Annotated in this window: 14 protein-coding genes; 3 read left to right on the top strand and 11 right to left on the bottom strand. The window is 73.1% G+C overall.

What is annotated here, in order from left to right:
* Positions 1-287: 287 nt before the first annotated feature.
* The gene (locus tag OG455_RS25155; RefSeq protein ID WP_266297317.1) at positions 288-704 is read left to right on the top strand and encodes an SsgA family sporulation/cell division regulator; all 417 of its coding nucleotides are present in this window, start codon (positions 288-290) and stop codon (positions 702-704) included.
* Between the two features lie 42 nt (positions 705-746).
* Here OG455_RS25155 and OG455_RS25150 read toward each other — a convergent pair whose 3' ends face one another.
* The 7 genes from OG455_RS25150 to OG455_RS25120 all read right to left on the bottom strand — a co-directional run bounded on the left by OG455_RS25150 (position 747) and on the right by OG455_RS25120 (position 9,322).
* Positions 747-2,222: a glycosyltransferase 87 family protein gene (locus OG455_RS25150; protein WP_266297315.1), complete on the bottom strand. Its 1,476-nt coding sequence runs from the start codon at positions 2,220-2,222 to the stop codon at positions 747-749.
* 99 nt (positions 2,223-2,321) lie between these two features.
* Positions 2,322-2,714, bottom strand: coding sequence for a type VII secretion target (locus OG455_RS25145; RefSeq protein WP_266297312.1), 393 nt, complete (start codon positions 2,712-2,714; stop codon positions 2,322-2,324).
* A 12-nt stretch (positions 2,715-2,726) separates the two neighbouring features.
* Positions 2,727-3,344: a hypothetical protein gene (locus OG455_RS25140; protein WP_266297310.1), complete on the bottom strand. Its 618-nt coding sequence runs from the start codon at positions 3,342-3,344 to the stop codon at positions 2,727-2,729.
* Entirely contained in the window at positions 3,341-5,092 is a 1,752-nt protein-coding gene (locus tag OG455_RS25135) for an alpha/beta hydrolase (protein WP_266297308.1), read from the bottom strand. Before OG455_RS25135 ends, OG455_RS25140 begins: the two co-directional genes overlap by 4 nt.
* A gap of 146 nt (positions 5,093-5,238) precedes the next feature.
* Complete coding sequence (locus OG455_RS25130) at positions 5,239-6,900, bottom strand: cellulose binding domain-containing protein (protein ID WP_266297306.1); 1,662 nt, start codon at positions 6,898-6,900, stop codon at positions 5,239-5,241.
* Positions 6,901-7,028: 128 nt separating this feature from the next.
* Positions 7,029-8,561: a HAMP domain-containing sensor histidine kinase gene (locus tag OG455_RS25125; RefSeq protein ID WP_266300948.1), complete on the bottom strand. Its 1,533-nt coding sequence runs from the start codon at positions 8,559-8,561 to the stop codon at positions 7,029-7,031.
* 53 nt (positions 8,562-8,614) lie between these two features.
* Positions 8,615-9,322, bottom strand: a complete 708-nt coding sequence (locus OG455_RS25120; protein ID WP_266297304.1) for a response regulator transcription factor — start codon at positions 9,320-9,322, stop codon at positions 8,615-8,617.
* 197 nt (positions 9,323-9,519) lie between these two features.
* Between OG455_RS25120 and OG455_RS25115 the strand changes: the two genes are divergently transcribed.
* A complete protein-coding gene (locus tag OG455_RS25115; protein WP_266297302.1) occupies positions 9,520-10,116 on the top strand; it encodes a hypothetical protein in 597 nt (198 codons plus the stop codon).
* 143 nt (positions 10,117-10,259) lie between these two features.
* Here the strand turns inward: OG455_RS25115 and hppD are convergent, their stop codons facing one another.
* Positions 10,260-11,408: a 4-hydroxyphenylpyruvate dioxygenase gene (gene hppD, locus OG455_RS25110; RefSeq protein WP_266297300.1), complete on the bottom strand. Its 1,149-nt coding sequence runs from the start codon at positions 11,406-11,408 to the stop codon at positions 10,260-10,262.
* 239 nt (positions 11,409-11,647) lie between these two features.
* On the opposite strand from hppD, the gene OG455_RS25105 reads away from it, so the two are divergent.
* Positions 11,648-12,151: an Lrp/AsnC family transcriptional regulator gene (locus tag OG455_RS25105; RefSeq protein ID WP_266297298.1), complete on the top strand. Its 504-nt coding sequence runs from the start codon at positions 11,648-11,650 to the stop codon at positions 12,149-12,151.
* Between the two features lie 104 nt (positions 12,152-12,255).
* On the opposite strand, the gene OG455_RS25100 is transcribed toward OG455_RS25105, so the two are convergent.
* The 3 genes from OG455_RS25100 to OG455_RS25090 form a co-directional block, all read right to left on the bottom strand.
* Positions 12,256-13,086 (bottom strand): hypothetical protein, encoded by an 831-nt coding sequence (locus tag OG455_RS25100; RefSeq protein WP_266297296.1) that lies wholly within the window; start codon positions 13,084-13,086, stop codon positions 12,256-12,258.
* Positions 13,087-13,137: 51 nt separating this feature from the next.
* On the bottom strand, positions 13,138-13,788 hold the full coding sequence (locus tag OG455_RS25095) for an IclR family transcriptional regulator (RefSeq protein ID WP_035848807.1): 651 nt from the start codon (positions 13,786-13,788) through the stop codon (positions 13,138-13,140).
* Between the two features lie 383 nt (positions 13,789-14,171).
* The gene (locus OG455_RS25090) at positions 14,172-16,001 is read right to left on the bottom strand and encodes a DEAD/DEAH box helicase (RefSeq protein WP_266297293.1); all 1,830 of its coding nucleotides are present in this window, start codon (positions 15,999-16,001) and stop codon (positions 14,172-14,174) included.
* Positions 16,002-16,201: the final 200 nt, after the last annotated feature.

Here is a 16,201-nt window from a genome sequence, read left to right as displayed (position 1 = left end):
CTTTGCTGGGTGCCGTGGCCTGCCCGCGCGCCGCCCGCCGCGAGCTGCTCGCGCGACCCCGCGCGCACGTGCCTCCGTGCGCTCCTCGCACCGCCGCGCGCCGCCGCCGGGAACCGCCACTGCCCGCGATCCAGCGCGGCTCAGCACGGTCCGGTGCGGCCCGGTGTGGCCGGTGCGGCCCCGCTGAAAGAAAGCTGGCCGAACCCGTGTAAGAACCGCGCGGCCGCGCGCTCTCTTCGGGTGTCCGGGCCCGGCAGGGGCCCGGCGCGACCGAGAGGATCAGCGGCATGAACAGCGGCCCGAGCGTGGTGGAGCACGAGCTGGAGCTCAACCTGGTGCTCTCCCCCGAGCGCAGCGTCCCCGTCCCGGCCCGCCTGTCGTACGGCAGCCACGACCCCTATGCGGTGCACATCACCTTCCACCTCGACACCGGCACGCCGGTGACCTGGGTGTTCGCCCGCGAGCTGCTGGTGGAGGGGACCTTCCGACCCTGCGGGCAGGGGGACGTACGGATCTGGCCGACCCGGGCCGGGCGGCAGAGCGTGCTCTGCCTCGCGCTCACCTCACCGGGCGGCGACGCGCTGCTGGAGGCCCCGCTCGCCACGGTGGCCGCCTGGCTGGAGCGGTCGCACCGGCTGGTGCCGCCGGGCAGCGAGCTGAGCGTGCTCGACCTGGACGGCTCGCTCGCCGAGCTGCTGGCCTGACCGCGTGCGCAGCGAGCGGCATCGGGCGGGAGGGCTGGCCGGTCAGCGCGCCGCGGGGGCGCGCTGACCCGCCGGCGCACCGGCTTCGGCCGGATCTGCCGCACCCACACCCACACCCGCACCCGCACCCGCACCCGCACCCGCACCCGCACCCGCACCCGCACCCGCCGGACGCTGCCCGGGCAGGCCCAGCGGCACCAGCGGCTGCCCCGCCGCACGCCGCCGGGAGCGCACCCGCACGGCCGCCACCAGCAGGAAGCAGAGCCCGATCCAGGGGTACATCCCGGCTGGCAACTGCTTGAACACGTTCATCTGCAGGTTGGTGATGCCCTTGTGCGGCACCAGCCACATCGAGAAGGAGCAGAACCCCGCCGCCGTCATCCAGAAGACCACCCGCCAGCGCCGCCGCCGCACGGCCGCAGGCCGGGACCGCTCGTGGTCGGCCTCGGCGGCCAGCAGCACCAGGATCGGCACGCACCAGATCCAGTGGTGGGTCCAGCTGATCGGCGAGATCAGCAGCGCGGTGACCGCGGCGCAGCAGACGCCCCAGGCCTCGGCACGCGGCAGCCAGCGGTCGCTGCGGTAGGCCCAGACCGCGATCGCCAGACCCGCGACCGCGACCAGCGCCGCCGCCGCGGTGGCGGGCAGACCGGGGTCGGCGTGGTGCAGGAAGCGCGCGGCGACCCCGCGCAGTGACTGGTTGTCGACGATCTCGGTCTTGCCGACCCGGGAGGAGTCGTAGAGGTACTTGGTCCAGAAGCCCCAGGTGGCGTCCGGCAGCACGGCCGCACCGAGCAGGAAGGTGCCCAGGAAGGTGAGGCCGGCCACGAAGGCGGCGCGCACCCGCCCGGTGAGCAGCAGGTAGACCGCGAAGAGCCCGGGGGTGAGCTTCATCCCGGCGGCGATGCCGATGCCGACGCCCTTCCACTTGCGGTGGTCGGGCGTGGTCAGGTCCCAGAGCACCAGGCAGATCAGCGCCAGGTTGATCTGGCCGTACCGCAGCGTGGTGAAGACCGGCTCCAGCCACACCCCGAGCCCGATGACCAGCACCACCCCGACCGGCCGCAGCTCCCGCTTGGGCCAGCCGGCCAGCCGGAACGACAGCAGCGCCGCCAGCCCGAGCAGTGCCAGGTTCCCGGCCGTCACCGCCACCCGCAGGAGCGGCACCGGCAGGAAGGCGGTCGGCGCGAAGAGCATCGCCGCGAACGGCGGGTAGGTGGCGGGCAGGTTCCACTTGGTGACCCGGATCGCGTACAGGTCGTGCCCGTGCGCGACGGCGGCGCCCTCGGCCCGGTAGACGATCATGTCGACCATCGAGGTCCCGATGAAGTGGCGGACCACGGCATAGGCGAGCAACGAGACGAACGCCGTGATCGCGGCCTTCCGCATCCGCTCCCGCGGCGCCTCGCGCACGGCGCGTATCGGCTCCTGCGCCCAACGCCGCCAGGCGGGAGCGTCGGATGGAACAGCCCCGGGCCCGGCCTTCGCCGCCCGCTGGTCCTGCTGCACCGCTGTCACTACCCGCTCCATCCCGCCGGTCGGTCGACCAGCCATCGACAATAACGGACGGCGGGCGCCGGGCGGCGGTTCAGCAAGGGCCCGCTGGTCAGCAAGCGCCTACTGGCCACCGGGGTGCAGCACCGTCACGAACGGATCCGCCCCGGCGGCCGGCCGCACCGACCCGGCGCCGGTCAGCGCGAGAGCCGTGGCGGAGTCGATGGCGCTGTAGTTCTGCGCGGTGGTGACCAGGTTCTGGCCCTGGCTGTCCAGCTGCCCGGAGAGGGTGGTCAGCAGGGTCTGCCAGGCCGCGGTGCAGTCGTGCAACGCCTGGCCGCTCTCCCACCCGGCCAGGCCCGCGACACCGGTGTCCGACGCCGGCCCGATGCCCTTGGTCTCGTCCGGGATCCGCCCGGCCACCGCCTGCGCGTTCTGACCGGCCGCCCGCAGTGTGTCGGGGTGCACGGCGAAGCCGGAGCCGGAGCTACCGCCACCGGCCGGGTTCGAGGTCATGGGGAGCTCCGTTCAGTGGGACCAGTAGGGGTCGTCCGACAGCACCTTCGCGCTGGTGCCGGGTGCCGGGCCGGGGAGCTTGTAGTCACGGGTGGGCTGGTAGCGGACCTTCACCGCCCGCACGGTGAACCAGACCTTGGCGGTCCGGCCCGGCGTGGTCTCGGCCGAGTAGAGATCCAGGAAGCAGTCATCGAACGTCGCCGCGCTGAGCGAGCCGGGAAAGACCGGGGCCTCACCCATGGGGCCGTCGCGCTCCACCGGGCCCTGGACAGTGGCGTGCCAGGCGCTCTCGACCTGGTCGAGCAGGGTAGGGAGCTTTGCCAGCGAGACCTCGGTACAGAGGGAGACGATGCTCTCGAGATCGGACAGCGTGCTCGGCTCACGGTCCCAGTGCGCAGGGTACTGGTCGGACTCGTACCTGAACCCGCAGTACGTCGGGCTCGGTGTGATGGCCGCCATGGTCGTTCTGACCAGGTCGTCCAGCCTCGAACGCGCCTGGTCCGACGTCAGTAGCGGCCGGTCGCGGAGCGCCACCATCGGCCCGTAGCCGTTGTCGAACAGCCAGCCCACCGTCCCCGCCATCAGCATCACGACCGCCACCGCGATGGCGCACCCTCCCCGCACACTCACCGGTCAGCCTCCCGCCGCACATGGCTGTAATCGCCGGTGACGATGCTGCCGACGTTGTTCAGCGACGGCCCGCCGTTGTTCGGGGTCAGGTACTTGAGGTGGGCGGAGATCGGGTCGGTGCAGGTCCAGTCACTGACCGCGAAGCGCTGTGCCCCGAACGCGGCACTGGCCGGGTCCGTGCCATACCAGAGTCCGTTCGGATCGGTCTGGTGCGCCCATTGAGAGCCCAGCAGCGGTCCGCCGAGCGCGCCGAGCGCGGTGTCCTCCCTGGACGGGAGGTGGGTCACCGGATCGTTCTCGGCGGCGCCCACCCAGACATGGCCCGGCATACCCAGCTGCTTGGCACTGTTCACCCCGGCCCCGGGGCTGCCGATCAGGACGACGTCGTCCGGCGCGCTGTACGGACTCCCCTGCTGTGTGGACATCCTGGTCGCTTCGCCGACCAGCAGTGAGCCGTAGCTGTGCCCGATTGACGTGATGTGCGGCGCGCCGTCATTGGTGGCCCGCAGGCCGGTCAGGAACTTGGCATAGGCCGGGGCGCCCGCCTGGGCGCGGCCCGACGAGGCTGCCGACAGGTTGCTGTCCGGTGGTGCGTCGTAGCCGAGCCAGACGACGGAGGCCACCGACCGCCCCGCAGGCTCCTTGGCCTGCGCCGAACGCCAGGTGTTCAAGGCGTTCTCGGCTTCATTGGAGCCGTCGATCACGCCATGGGCCGCCCCGAGGGACGCAGGGTCGGAGGTCATGCCGGGGACGTAGGCCGAGATGTCGGTGGCCGTGTCGGGGTCGCCGAAGGAGATGATGGCGCGGCCCTGACCCTCGGTACCGATACCGAGCAGGTAGTCCTGAGGGCGGCCGTCACCGGCATACTGGGCGTCCTCATTGAGACGGCCCTGAATTGGCTGGAGCTTCTTCAGGGTGTCCTCGTCCTCCTTGCTGAGGGGGCCTAGTGCTTCCTTGTCGGTCAGGCTCTTCAGCGTCTGTGCCAGGTACGCCCGGTTCACCTCGTCCCGCACCTGCGCCGGGATCCCGTCCTGGTTCCCCAGCAGCTCCGGATGGTCCGCGATGAACCACTGCTGCTCATCCGGCGTCAGCCCCTTCCACCACGTGTTCCACTGCGCCGGGCCGGCACCCGCACCCGGCACACCGTCGAGGTACGTGGGAGTGGCGAGCTCGAAGTCGGACTGGTACCGGTCGACGCTCGCGGTCTGCAGGTCGAGCCCGTTACCGCTGGTGGCGCGTTCCGCGAAGGCCTTCAGGGTCGCGGCGAGCGCCTGGTCCGCCGACGTGGCCTCGGCCAGCGCGCCCGAGATCCGGGTGCTGATCCCGTTGGCGGCCGACTGCTGCTGGGCCTGCCAGTTGACCTGGTTGTCGTGTCGCTGCGCAGCCGGCGGAGGTGCCCAGCTGACGGCGCCGCACTCGTTCACCGAGAACCCCTGGGCCTGCGCGTCGGCCAGGGCCTGCAGCAGCTTGGAGCGCGCAAGCTGGAACGCGTCGGCGCTGTCCCGCAACTGACCGTTGATCGTGCCGAGTTCCAGTCCTGCGGCCTGCAGCTTGTCGTCGGTCGCGGCCAGCGAGGCCTGCGCGCTGTCGGCGGCCTGGCCGCTCCAGCCAGCACTTTGCACCGCCTGGACGGTGCCCCGCTGCCAGTCGGCGACGTGATCGCCGAAGGCGTCACCAAGCTTCCCGTACGCGTCCGCCACCCCGTACAGCCCCGCCGGCTTAGCGTCCCGCAGGCTCGCCAAATCCATCCCAGCCCCCCATGCCGCTGACTCCGAGTCACGCTCCCCAACGAACTCGTGAGCACCCTAACGCCATCGCGTCACAAAAAGCAGCCGCCCGGTCACTCCTCGCGTGGAGTGACCGGGCGGCCGGCGTCAGTTCAGCCGAGTGGGCCTCAGCCCGCGTACGCCCCCAGCGCCTTGCTGAAGTCCAGCGGCTGCTGCGCCACGCTGCTGCAGGTGGCGTCGGCGTAGCCCTTCGCGCCGCCGGAGCAGGCCTGGTCGCGGGTGGCGGACCACATGGCCAGCCAGGCCAGGTGCTTGCTGCTCGCGAAGGCGGCCAGTTGCTGGGCGTCGGCCACCGTGAAGACCTCGGTGGAGACGTCGTTGACGCCGATCATCGGGGTGACCGCGACCTTGGCCCAGGCGGCGGAGTCACTCAGGTTGAGGATGCTCTTGACCTGGGCCTGGGTGGCGGTGGCGGCGTCGATCGCGTACTTGCCCATCTGGCCGCTCGGGTTGGGGGCCACGCCGTCGCCGAAGTCCATCGCCATGATGTTGACCGCGCCGATCCGCACGCCGCTGCTCTGGGCACCGGTGACCAGGTTGATGCCGTCCTGGGTCAGGCCGGTGGGCAGTGCGGGGAGGGTGAAGGAGACGTCCAGGCTCTTGCCCTTGGCGGCCGCGGCCTGCTGCAGCTGGGCGATCGCCTGGTCGCGGCGGGTGTTGGCGGCGGCGTCGGTGAGCGCGCCGCCCTCGACGTCAAAGTCGATCTTGGTGAGGCCGTAGGCGTCGACGGCCTGCTGGTAGGCGGCGGCCAGGTCGCTCGCCGATGAGCAGGCGCTTGCCAGCTCAGTGCCGTTGGCGCCGCCGAACGAGACCCGCACGTCGCCGCCGATCGCCCGCAGCGCCCCGATCTGCGCGGCCACCGGGTCCGCGGCGAGGTCGCTGACGCCGCCCCACTTGGGCACGCAGCCCCCGCCCGACACGATGAAGGCGAGGGTGAAGTTCTTCACGCCGCTCGCCTTGGCGTTGGCCACCAGGTCGTAGGGCGGGTAGAGCGAGGTGTCGACGTACGGGGCGAAGCCCGCGCCGCCGCCCGCCGGGGCGCCGGTGGGCGGGGCGGTCGGGGTGGACGTCGGGGTGGGCACGGGGGTCGGCGACTGGGTGGCGGGCCGCGTCGGGCCGGACGTGGGCGTCGGCTTGGCGCTGGTGGCGGGCGCGGTGGGCCGCGCGCTGGTCGCGGGCGCGGTGGGCGACGCCGACCCGGGCGACGACGGCGACGTGCTGCTCGGCGCCGCCGTGGGCGCCCCGCTCGGTGCCGCGCTCGGCGCGCCGCTCGGCGTGCTGGTCGGGCGCCCGGACGGGACCGGCGTGGGCCCCTGGCCCACCTTGCACGAGGCGTTGTTGATCAGGCAGTTGCCCGGCTCGGCCTGGGCCGCGCCCGCGCCCTCGACCACGAAGCCCACGTCGACGCTCTGCCCGGGCGCCAGGTGCCCGCTCCACGCCTGCGGCTTGACCGTGACGTGCTGTCCTGCGGCGCTGAAGCTCGCGTTCCACAGCGAGTCGATCTTCGCGCCGGCCGGCAGGTCGAAGCTGAGCGTCCAGTCGTCGATCGCGGCGCTCTCCGTGTTGCTGACCAGGTACTGGCCGGTGTAGCCGGCGTCCCAGACGCTGGTGCGGCTGTAGACCGCGCCGAGCGAGGCCGCGCTGGCGCTGGAGGCCATGACCGCCACACCGCCGGCCACCACGGCCGCGGCCAGCACGCTCGCCCCGATCACGGTGCCCTTGCGGCCGCGGCGCCGGTGGGCGGCGCGGCGGGTGGTCTGGTTCGTCATGGGGCTCCTCAACTGCCGGACGGAGGACGGGTGCCGGAAGCCCTCACCTCCGGCGCCGCCGACGCTAGCGTCCCGACCGGGCCCGAAACGGCCTGCTCAGGCACGGGTAGCCGTCCCTTAGGGAGCCGTTAAGAAACTCCCCGCCCGCGCTCGCGCAGCGCCCACCCGCCCCGCCGGGCCCGGCGGGGCCGCCGCGGCGGCGCCTCGCCGCCCGAGCCGCCCGCGCCCAACCGGAGCCGGATCTCCGCGCCGCCCAGCACCGCCGAGCGGCCCAGTGCCAGATCCCCGCCGGTCGCCTCGGCCAGCTTGCGGACGATGTCCAGGCCCAGCCCGGTGGACCCCTCGCCGCCGTGTCCCTCACCCCGGCGCAGCGCCGCTGACGGGTCGTCGAATCCAGCCCCCGCGTCGCCGACCAGCACGATCACGGCGCGCTCGGTGGCCAGCACGTCCACCGAGAAGGCGGTACCGACGGCGGTGTGCCGGAAGACGTTGCCGAGCAGCGCGTCCACGGCGGCGGCCAGGTCACCGGGCGGCACCGGGACCGGGGCGGGGCTGTCGGCGCCGTGCAACTGCCAGCGGCGGCCCTCGTCCTCGGCCAGCGCCGACCAGAAGCCGACCCGTTCGCGGAGCACCTCGGCGGCGTCGCAGCCCACCACGACCGCGGGTGGCTCACCCGGGGTGCGGCGGGCCGAGCGGATGATCTGGTCGACCTCGCGCTCCAGTTGGGCGACAGCGTGCCGGGTGGCGTCGGCCGCGTCCCCCTCACCCAGCGAGGCGGCGTTCAGGCGCAGCACTGTGAGCGGGGTGCGCAGCCGGTGCGAGAGGTCGGCGGCCAACTCACGCTCGGCGGCCAGCAGGTGCACCACCCGGTCCGCCATCGCGTTGAACGCGGCCGCGGCCTCGCGCAGTTCGGCGGGGCTGCCCTCGGCCTGCGGGCCCTCCACCGGGATCCGCACCGCGAGGTCGCCCGCGCCCAGTGTGCGGGCCGCGGCGGCCAGGCGGCGGGCCGCGGCGACCAGGCGGGCCCCGGTGCGGTCGGCCACCAGCACGGCGATCGCCACCAGACCCACGGCGACCAGCGAGAGCACCAGCCAGGCGGTGCCGACACCGCGGGTGAGGTCGGCGTCGGCGACGTAGACCTCCACCACGGCGACCTGGGCGGGGGCCACGGCGAACGGCTGCAGGCGGGCGTAGCCGCCGGGCACCTGGACGGTGACCACCCGGCCCTGGGCCGCGAGGCCGATCTCCGCCGGGGTGGCCCGGGCGGTGCCGATCACCTGGCCCTGCGCCGCCGGTCGACCGGCCCCCTGTCCCTGACCGCCCGCACCGCTTCCACCGCCCGCACCGCCCGCACCGTCGGCACCGCCCGCGCTGCCCGTACCGCCCGTACCACCAGGCCGGCCCGGTGTCGCCCCGGGCGCCGGCAGGTGGACCGCGATCCGCCCCTGGGCGCCCGCGTCGGTGCTGGCCAGCGCGCGGGCCAGGGCGCTCTGGTCGGTGGTGATCGCCAGCGCGGGGCCGAGGGCGGCGGACTGCCGGTCGGCGGCGGTGAAGGCCCGCTCCCGGGCGGTCTTCTGGACCACCAGGCCGAGCGGGATCAGGAAGGCGAGCGCGACCATCGTGGTCCCGGCCACCGCGGAGCGCACCAGCACCCAGCGCAGCGGCGGACCGGTCAGTCCCGACCTGTCGGACACGGACCGGCCACCACGCGCAGTCACGGCCGCCGCTCCGCGACCGCCTCGGCGGGCGCCTCCAGGCGCACCCCGACACCGCGCACGGTGTGCAGGTAGCGCGGCTCGGCGGCGGTCTCACCGAGCTTGCGGCGCAGCCACGACAGGTGCACGTCGATGGTCTGGTCCCCGCCGTAGGTCTGCCGCCAGACCTCGGCCAGGATCTCCCGGCGCGGCACCACCACGCCGGGCCGGGCCGCCAGGAAGGCCAGCAGGTCGAACTCACGGCGGGTCAGGTCCAGCGCCCGCCCGTCCAGCACCGCCTCGCGCCGCTGCGCGTCGATCGCCAGCCCGCCGACCCGCAGCACCGGGGAGACCGGGGCCAGGCCGCCGCCGAGCCGGCGCAGCACGGCGGCCATCCGGGCGGTGAGGTGCTCCCCGGAGAACGGCTTGACCAGGTAGTCGTCGGCGCCGTCGTTGAGCAGCCGGACGATCTCCGCCTCGTCGTCACGGGCGGTGGAGATGATCACGGGGACATTGGTCAGGCCGCGGATCATCTTGAGCGCCTCGCTGCCGTCCAGGTCGGGCAGGCCGAGGTCGAGGATGACCAGGTCGCAGCCGACCTGGGCGACCTCGCGCAGCGCCTCCAGCGCGGTGCCGACGCTGCGGACCGCGTGTCCGGACTCGGACAGGTGACGGATCAGGGCCGAACGGACGAACGGATCGTCCTCGACCACCAGGACTGTTGCCATGGGGCTGCACGCTAATGCATCTCATATTTTCGCAAGAACGTTGCTCAAGCCTGATCCCGGCCCGATCCCGCTCGCTCGCCACCCGATCGCTGGTCGATCGCTGGTCGATCGCCACCCGATCGCTGCCCGGTCCGGGCCCGATCACCGCAGGTGCCCGCTGGCCAGGCCCGTACCCGGGTACGGCAGGATGGCGGGCGATGCGAAGCGGACTGGTTCAGACGGGCGCCTGGGCGGCGGCCACCACGGCGGGGGTGGTGCTGTCCTGGCTGGGCGTGAGCAGCGTGCTCTCCGACTCCGCCTTCGAACCGCCGCGCGCGCTGCCGCTGCCGGCCTCCTCGGCCACCCTGCCCCTCGCCGTCCCGAGCAGCCCGCCCGACCCGTCGGCCGGCCCGGATCCCGCCGCCCGGCCGTCCGAGGCCGCGCCCACCCGGCCCACCGCGCCCACCGCGCCCACCCGGACGACGCCTGCCGCGCCGGCCACCCAGGCGACCCACCCGGCCACACCGGTGACCGCCTCCACGGCGCCCGCCGCACCGCCGCCCTCGGCCACGCCCGACGGCCAGGCGAGCACCGGCACGGTGCACAGCTACCTGGTCCCCGGTGGCCGGGTCGCGCTGGATCTGCAGCCGGACATCGCCGAGCTCGTCTCCGCCACCCCTGATCCGGGCTGGCTGATGCAGAGCTGGACCGGCGACGGGTGGATGCGGTTCGACTTCTCCCAGGGCAGCTCCACCAACTCGGTCTTCGTCACCTGGAACGGCCACGCCCCGGCCGTGCAGACCGTGGTCCGCTAGGAGCTGTCGGGCCGACCATGGCCGGCCGCAGGCCGACCGCGGCCCGCTCGCACAACGCGGCGCGGCCCCGGATCGGACGGGATCCGGGGCCGCGCCGCGCCGCGTCCGGCCGCTCGGCCGGTCCGCTCTGCACCACAGGTTGCCTACAGGTTGCCGCGGCGCTCCTGCTCGCGCTCGATCGCCTCGAAGAGCGCCTTGAAGTTGCCCTTGCCGAAGCCCATCGAGCCGTGCCGCTCGATCATCTCGAAGAAGACGGTCGGCTTGTCCTGCACCGGCTTGGTGAAGATCTGCAGCAGGTAGCCGTCCTCGTCGCGGTCGGCCAGGATCTTCAGCTCGCGCAGCTCCTCGAGCGGCACCCGGGTGTCGCCCACCCACTCGCCGAGGGTGTCGTAGTAGCTGTCCGGGGTGTCCAGGAACTCCACGCCCGCAGCCCGCATCTGCCGGACCGTGCGGACGATGTCGTTGGTGGCCAGCGCGATGTGCTGCACGCCGGGGCCGCCGTAGAACTCCAGGTACTCGTCGATCTGCGACTTCTTCTTGGCGATGGCCGGCTCGTTGAGCGGGAACTTCACCTTGCGGGTGCCGTCGGCGACCACCTTGGACATCAGCGCGGAGTACTCGGTGGCGATGTCGTCGCCCACGAACTCCTTCATGTTGGTGAAGCCCATGACCTGGTTGTAGAACTCGACCCACTCGTTCATCTTGCCGAGCTCGACGTTGCCCACGCAGTGGTCGATGGCCTGGAAGTTGCGCTTCTTGGGCGCCTCGACGATCGGCTCGCGGGCGACGTAGCCGGGCAGGTAGGGGCCGGCGTAGCCGGAGCGGTCGACCAGGGTGTGCCGGGTCTGGCCGTAGGTGGCGATGGCGGCCAGCACAACGGTGCCGTGCTCGTCGTTCAGCTCGTGCGGCTCGCTCAGCCCGGTGGCGCCGTGCTCGGTGGCGTAGGCGTAGGCGGCGTAGACGTCCGGCACCTCGATGGCCAGGTCGACCACGCCGTCGCCGTGCTCGGCCACGTGCTGGTCGAGGAACTTGCCGTGCTCGGTGGCGGCCTTCACCACGGAGGTGAGGACGAACCGCGCGCCGCCCGACTCCAGCACGTAGCTGGCGGTCTCCCGGTTGCCGGTCTCGGGGCCGCGGTAGGCCACGCAGCGCATCCCGAAGGCGGAGGAGTAGTAGTGCGCGGCCTGCTTGGCGTTGCCGACGGCGAACTCGACCGCGTCCATCCCCCGAACCGGGAAGGGGTCGGCCTGACCCGCGTGCGCGGGGACGGACTCAGCTGCGGTATCGGTCATGACGGCCTCCCTGTAGGGCGTTGGACCTCGACGCGCCCCGAGGGTGTGGGGGCGGGGAAACCCCGCGGTCCGGTGTGGGGGCCCTGCCCACGGGGTTGTGGTGGGAGCGTGGCCCCGATCACAGCATTAAGCAACTGTTCCCATTTGCCCTGGTCAAGCTGTGGCATTTGGCGGGACAATTCCGGCGTCCGCTGTACAGACTGCCCACCGCCGCGCGGTCCGTCCTCGAAGGTGCCACTGTGCTGAACTCCCCCATCGACACGCTGGACGGCAGGCTGATCGCCCTGCTGGCCGAGGAGCCCCGGATCGGGGTGCTGGAGTGCTCACGCCGCCTGCAGGTGGCACGCGGCACGGTGCAGGCGCGGCTGGACCGGCTGCGGGCCCGCGGGGTGGTCGGCGGCTTCGGGCCCGAGGTGGACCCGGCGGCGCTGGGCTACCCGGTGACGGCCTTCGCCACCCTGGAGATCTCCCAGGGGCAGGGCGCGGACGTCCGGGCCCACCTGGCCGGCGTGCCCGAGGTGCTGGAGCTGCACACCATCACCGGGCAGGGCGACATGCTCTGCCGGATCGTCGCCCGGTCCAACGCCGACCTGCAGCGGGTGATCGACCGGGTGGTGGGCTTCGACGGCATCGTCCGGGCCTCCACCGCCATCGCCCTGGAGAACCCGGTGCCCTACCGGGTGCTGCCGCTGGTCGCGCAGGCGGCGGCAGAGGGCGCACCGGGCCCCGGCGCGGCCGACTGACCGTCCACGCGCCACGGGCGCGCTCAGCGGCCGGGTCTCACCAGCCAGGGTCAGCGGCCGGGTCTCACCAGCCGGGGTCACCAGCCGGGGTCACCAGCCGGGTCTCAGCAGCTGGGCAGCGCGCCGCCGCTGTCCAGCGCCCTGAGCGCGGCCAGCGAGTCCGAGAGCGTGTTGACCGGGATCAGCCGCAGGCCCGGCGGGGTGTTCACCTTGGCGTCCGAGCACTCGCCGCGCGGCACCAGGAAGACCGTCGCGCCGTCCTTGACCGCGCCCCAGGTCTTCAGCGACACGCCGCCGACCGCGCCGATGGTGCCGTCGTCGGCGATGGTGCCGGTGCCGGCGATGTTCCGCCCGCCCGTCAGATCGCCGCCCGCGCCGTTGCCGGCCAGCTTGTCGATGATCGCCAGGCTGAGCATCTGCCCGCCGCTGGGGCCGCCGATGTCGCCCAGGTCGATGGTGACCTTCACCTGGTCGGGCGACAGGTGCAGGTAGTTCAGCGCGGCCACGGTGGCGCTGTCCCGGGCCTGGGTCATCTCCTGGGTGGCCGCGCCCGGGTTGCTGGGCGGGTAGACCGAGTCCCGGGGCAGGATCGCGACCTTCGGGTCGGCCCAGCCGTCGACGGCCTGCAGCAGGCTGATCGACTCGTTCGGGAGCGTGGCGCTGATCGTGGTGACCCGCAGCGAGCCGGTGGTCTGCCGCACCGGAGCCCCGGTGATGGTGACCACCTGGTGCCCCTCGAAGCTGCCCAGGGCGTCGGCGGTCAGCCCCGGTGTGGTCTTGGTGTACGGCAGCGGTGCCAGCGCGGAGACCGCGAGGAAGGCGGCCACCACGACGGCGCAGAGCAGGACGGCCCGGCGCTTGGGGGTCAGCAGCCGGGTCGCGGGCCCGGTCGGGCGCTTGGTCTGGTCAGCGGAGGCAGCAGGCACGTAGGGCATCCAAACACACCGGCGCCCCGCTCGGCCCCACCGCCCGACCCCGGCCGCGCCTCAGCGCAGCGCGTCCGCCACCTCGGTGGCGGCCTCCACCACCCGGGGGCCGACCCGCTCGGGCACCAGCCCGTTGAGCATCACCACGCCGACGCTGCCCTCGATCCCGCTCAGCCCGACCAGCGCGGCCGCCGCCCCACTGGCGCCGGACTGCTCCTCCGCCCGGGTGATCACGAAACCCTGTTCGGGCCGGCGCTGGCCGGGGAACTTGCGGGCCTCCAGGATCGCCTTGCCGGCCGCGCTCTCGTCCAGCGGGTGGCGCAGCCCGGTCCGGTAGGCCACGTGGAAGTCGGTCCAGCTGGGCTCGACCACGGCCACCGCCAGCGCCTCGGTGCCGTCCACCAGGGTCAGGTGGGCGGTGGCGCCGAGGTCCTCGGCCAGGCTGCGCAGCGCGGGCAGCGCTGCCTCGCGCAGCAGCGGGTGCACCCGGTGGGCCAGCCGCAGCACGCCCAGGCCCACCCGGGCCCGGCCGCCGATGTCGCGTCTGACCAGCCCGTGCTGTTCCAGGGTGGCGAGGAGGCGGTAGACCACGGTGCGGTTGACGGCGAGCCGGGCGGCCAGCTCGGTCACGGTGAGCCCGCGCTCGGAGTCGGCGAGCAGTTTGAGGACCCGTACTCCGCGGTCCAGGGTCTGAGAGGTCTCGGCGGTCACGACACGCTTTCCTTTCCGCGGCGGTCACCGGGCTCGGCGAGGGCCGGGACCGGACACAGGTGGCGCGCGCAGGGGTGGTGGACGCGGAAGGGCCGGCTGCGTCGTCATCGGCACACCAGCCCTGCGCGCTCCGGTCGGAGGTCGTGCCTACGAGAGAGCGTGTGGGGAAAAGTAATAACTGTTTCGCCTGGACGGAAGTGGTTGTCCAAAATTCGGTCATGATCGATATTTAGGATCCGGACCAATCGGGGCAATCACCGCCATTTTCCGGGCGCGTACGGAGCAGTCGGGCGCCCCGGGTCCGGACTCCGGACAACGGGGGCCCTCAGCGGCCGCTCAGGGAACTGCCAGGGAGCCGTTAAGCCCGCCGTGCTACCGGCGGCTCAGCGGGCCCACTCCTTGACCATGGCGATCCGGGCCTTCAGCTGGTTCACCGTAGCCTGCGCGGTGAGCGGGCCGCCGCACTGGCGGCGCAGCTCGTTGTGGATGGTGCCGTGCGGCTGGTTGGTCCGGTGGTGCCAGGCGGCGACCAGGCCGTTCAGCTCCTTGCGCAGGTCGCGCAGCTCCTGGTGGGTGACCACCGGTCGCTGCTCGGCCGGGAGCTCCAGCAAGTCGGCCTCCTCGGCGGGCCTGGCCTTGGAGCGCTGGATCTGCCGGGTCTGGCGCTTCTGCAGCAGCAGGTGCACCTGGTCCGGCTCCAGCAGGCCCGGGATGCCGAGGTACTCCTCCTCCTCCTCGCTGCCCGGGTGCGCCTGCATGCCGAATTCCATGGCGTTGTAGAGCACCCGGTCGAAGACCGCGTCCGAGCCCAGCGCCTCGTAGGAGAGCTCCTCGCCGCCGGCCCCGTCCGGGCCGTCGTTGGCCCGCTCGGCCTCGGCGAGCAGCCGGTCCTCCTCGTCGAAGAGGCCCTCGCCCTCCTTCTTCGGGCGGTCCAGCACGTGGTCGCGCTGCAGTTCCATCTCGTTGGCGAAGCCGAGCAGCATCGGCACCGAGGGCAGGAAGACCGAGGCCGTCTCGCCCCGCTTGCGGGCCCGCACGAAGCGACCCACCGCCTGGGCGAAGAAGAGCGGGGTGGAGATGGAGGTGGCGTAGACGCCCACCGCCAGGCGTGGCACGTCGACGCCCTCGGAGACCATCCGGACCGCGACCATCCAGCGGTCATCGCCCGCCGAGAAGTCGGAGATCCGCTGGGAGGCCTCGCTCTCGTCGGAGAGCACCAGGGTGGCCTTGTGCCCGGTGATCTCGCGGATCATCTTGGCGTAGGCACGGGCCGCGTTCTGGTCGGTGGCGATCACCAGGCCGCCGGCGTCCGGGATCGCCTTGCGCACCTCGGTCAGCCGCTTGTCGGCGGCCCGCAGCACGTTCGGGATCCACTCGCCCTGCGGGGCCAGCGCGGTGCGCCAGGCCTGGGCGATCAGGTCCTTGGTCATCGGCTCGCCGAGCCGGGCCTCCAGCTCGTCGCCCGACTTGGTGCGCCAGCGCATGTTGCCGCTGTAGGAGAGGAAGATCACCGGCCGCACGACGTGGTCGGCCAGCGCGTGCCCGTAGCCGTAGGTGTAGTCGGCCACCGACTTGCGCAGCCCGTCGGTGTCCGCCTCGTACTGGACGAACGGGATCGGGTTGGTGTCCGAGCGGAACGGGGTGCCGGTCAGCGCCAGGCGCCGGGCGGCCGGCTCGAAGGCCTCGAAGCAGGCCTCGCCCCAGGACTTGGAGTCGCCGGCGTGGTGGATCTCGTCCATGACCACCAACGTCTTGCGCGCCTCGGTGCGGTTGCGGTGCAGCATCGGGTTGACGCCCACGCCCGCGTAGGTGACCACGACGCCGTGGTACTCCTTCGACAGCGGCCCCGAGGAGTACGCCGGGTCCAGCCTGATGCCTATCCGGGCCGCGGCCTCGGCCCACTGCTTCTTCAGGTGCTCGGTCGGCGCGACCACGGTGATCTGCTGCACCAGGTGGTTGTGCAGCAGGTAGGAGGCCAGGGTCAGGGCGAAGGTGGTCTTCCCGGCCCCGGGGGTGGCCACCGCCATGAAGTCCCGGGGCTGCTTCTCGATGTACCGGTCCAGCGCCCCCTGCTGCCAGGCCCGGAGCTTGCCCGCCGTGCCCCAGGGGGCCCGCCCGGGGAAGGCCGGCGACAGGTGGTGCTGCCCCGCGGGCGCGCCCGACGGCCGCGGGGCGGCATGCGGCTGGGCGATGTCGGAGAACAGCGGTGACATGTCGGAAGCGGCGGCAGTACTCACGGTCTCCGAGGGGGGATCGTCGCAGGTCAGAGCGGTACAGCAGCCATGACCCGCAGTCGGCAGGCGATCGGACAACCCGCCTAGCCTACCGGGCCGCGGCGGGCGGAGCGGGCCGACACGGAGGGATCAAGGGCGGTCCTGGCGCAGCGCCCGCAGCCTCTGGGAGATCATCCCGG

This window comes from Kitasatospora sp. NBC_01287 (assembly GCF_026340565.1).
Taxonomy (GTDB): domain Bacteria; phylum Actinomycetota; class Actinomycetes; order Streptomycetales; family Streptomycetaceae; genus Kitasatospora.
Note: the sequence above shows the minus strand (reverse complement) of the source record. Positions and strands in the feature narration are given on the sequence as shown.

What these genes read in the sequence shown, in the direction of transcription:
- OG455_RS25155 (WP_266297317.1), top strand. Translation starts at nt 288, where the DNA reads ATGAACAGCGGCCCGAGCGTGGTGGAGCACGAGCTGGAGCTCAACCTG.
- OG455_RS25145 (WP_266297312.1), bottom strand. Translation starts at nt 2,714, where the DNA reads ATGACCTCGAACCCGGCCGGTGGCGGTAGCTCCGGCTCCGGCTTCGCC.
- OG455_RS25135 (WP_266297308.1), bottom strand. Translation starts at nt 5,092, where the DNA reads ATGGATTTGGCGAGCCTGCGGGACGCTAAGCCGGCGGGGCTGTACGGG.
- OG455_RS25130 (WP_266297306.1), bottom strand. Translation starts at nt 6,900, where the DNA reads ATGACGAACCAGACCACCCGCCGCGCCGCCCACCGGCGCCGCGGCCGC.
- OG455_RS25120 (WP_266297304.1), bottom strand. Translation starts at nt 9,322, where the DNA reads ATGGCAACAGTCCTGGTGGTCGAGGACGATCCGTTCGTCCGTTCGGCC.
- OG455_RS25115 (WP_266297302.1), top strand. Translation starts at nt 9,520, where the DNA reads ATGCGAAGCGGACTGGTTCAGACGGGCGCCTGGGCGGCGGCCACCACG.
- hppD (WP_266297300.1), bottom strand. Translation starts at nt 11,408, where the DNA reads ATGACCGATACCGCAGCTGAGTCCGTCCCCGCGCACGCGGGTCAGGCC.
- OG455_RS25100 (WP_266297296.1), bottom strand. Translation starts at nt 13,086, where the DNA reads ATGCCCTACGTGCCTGCTGCCTCCGCTGACCAGACCAAGCGCCCGACC.
- OG455_RS25090 (WP_266297293.1), bottom strand. Translation starts at nt 16,001, where the DNA reads ATGTCACCGCTGTTCTCCGACATCGCCCAGCCGCATGCCGCCCCGCGG.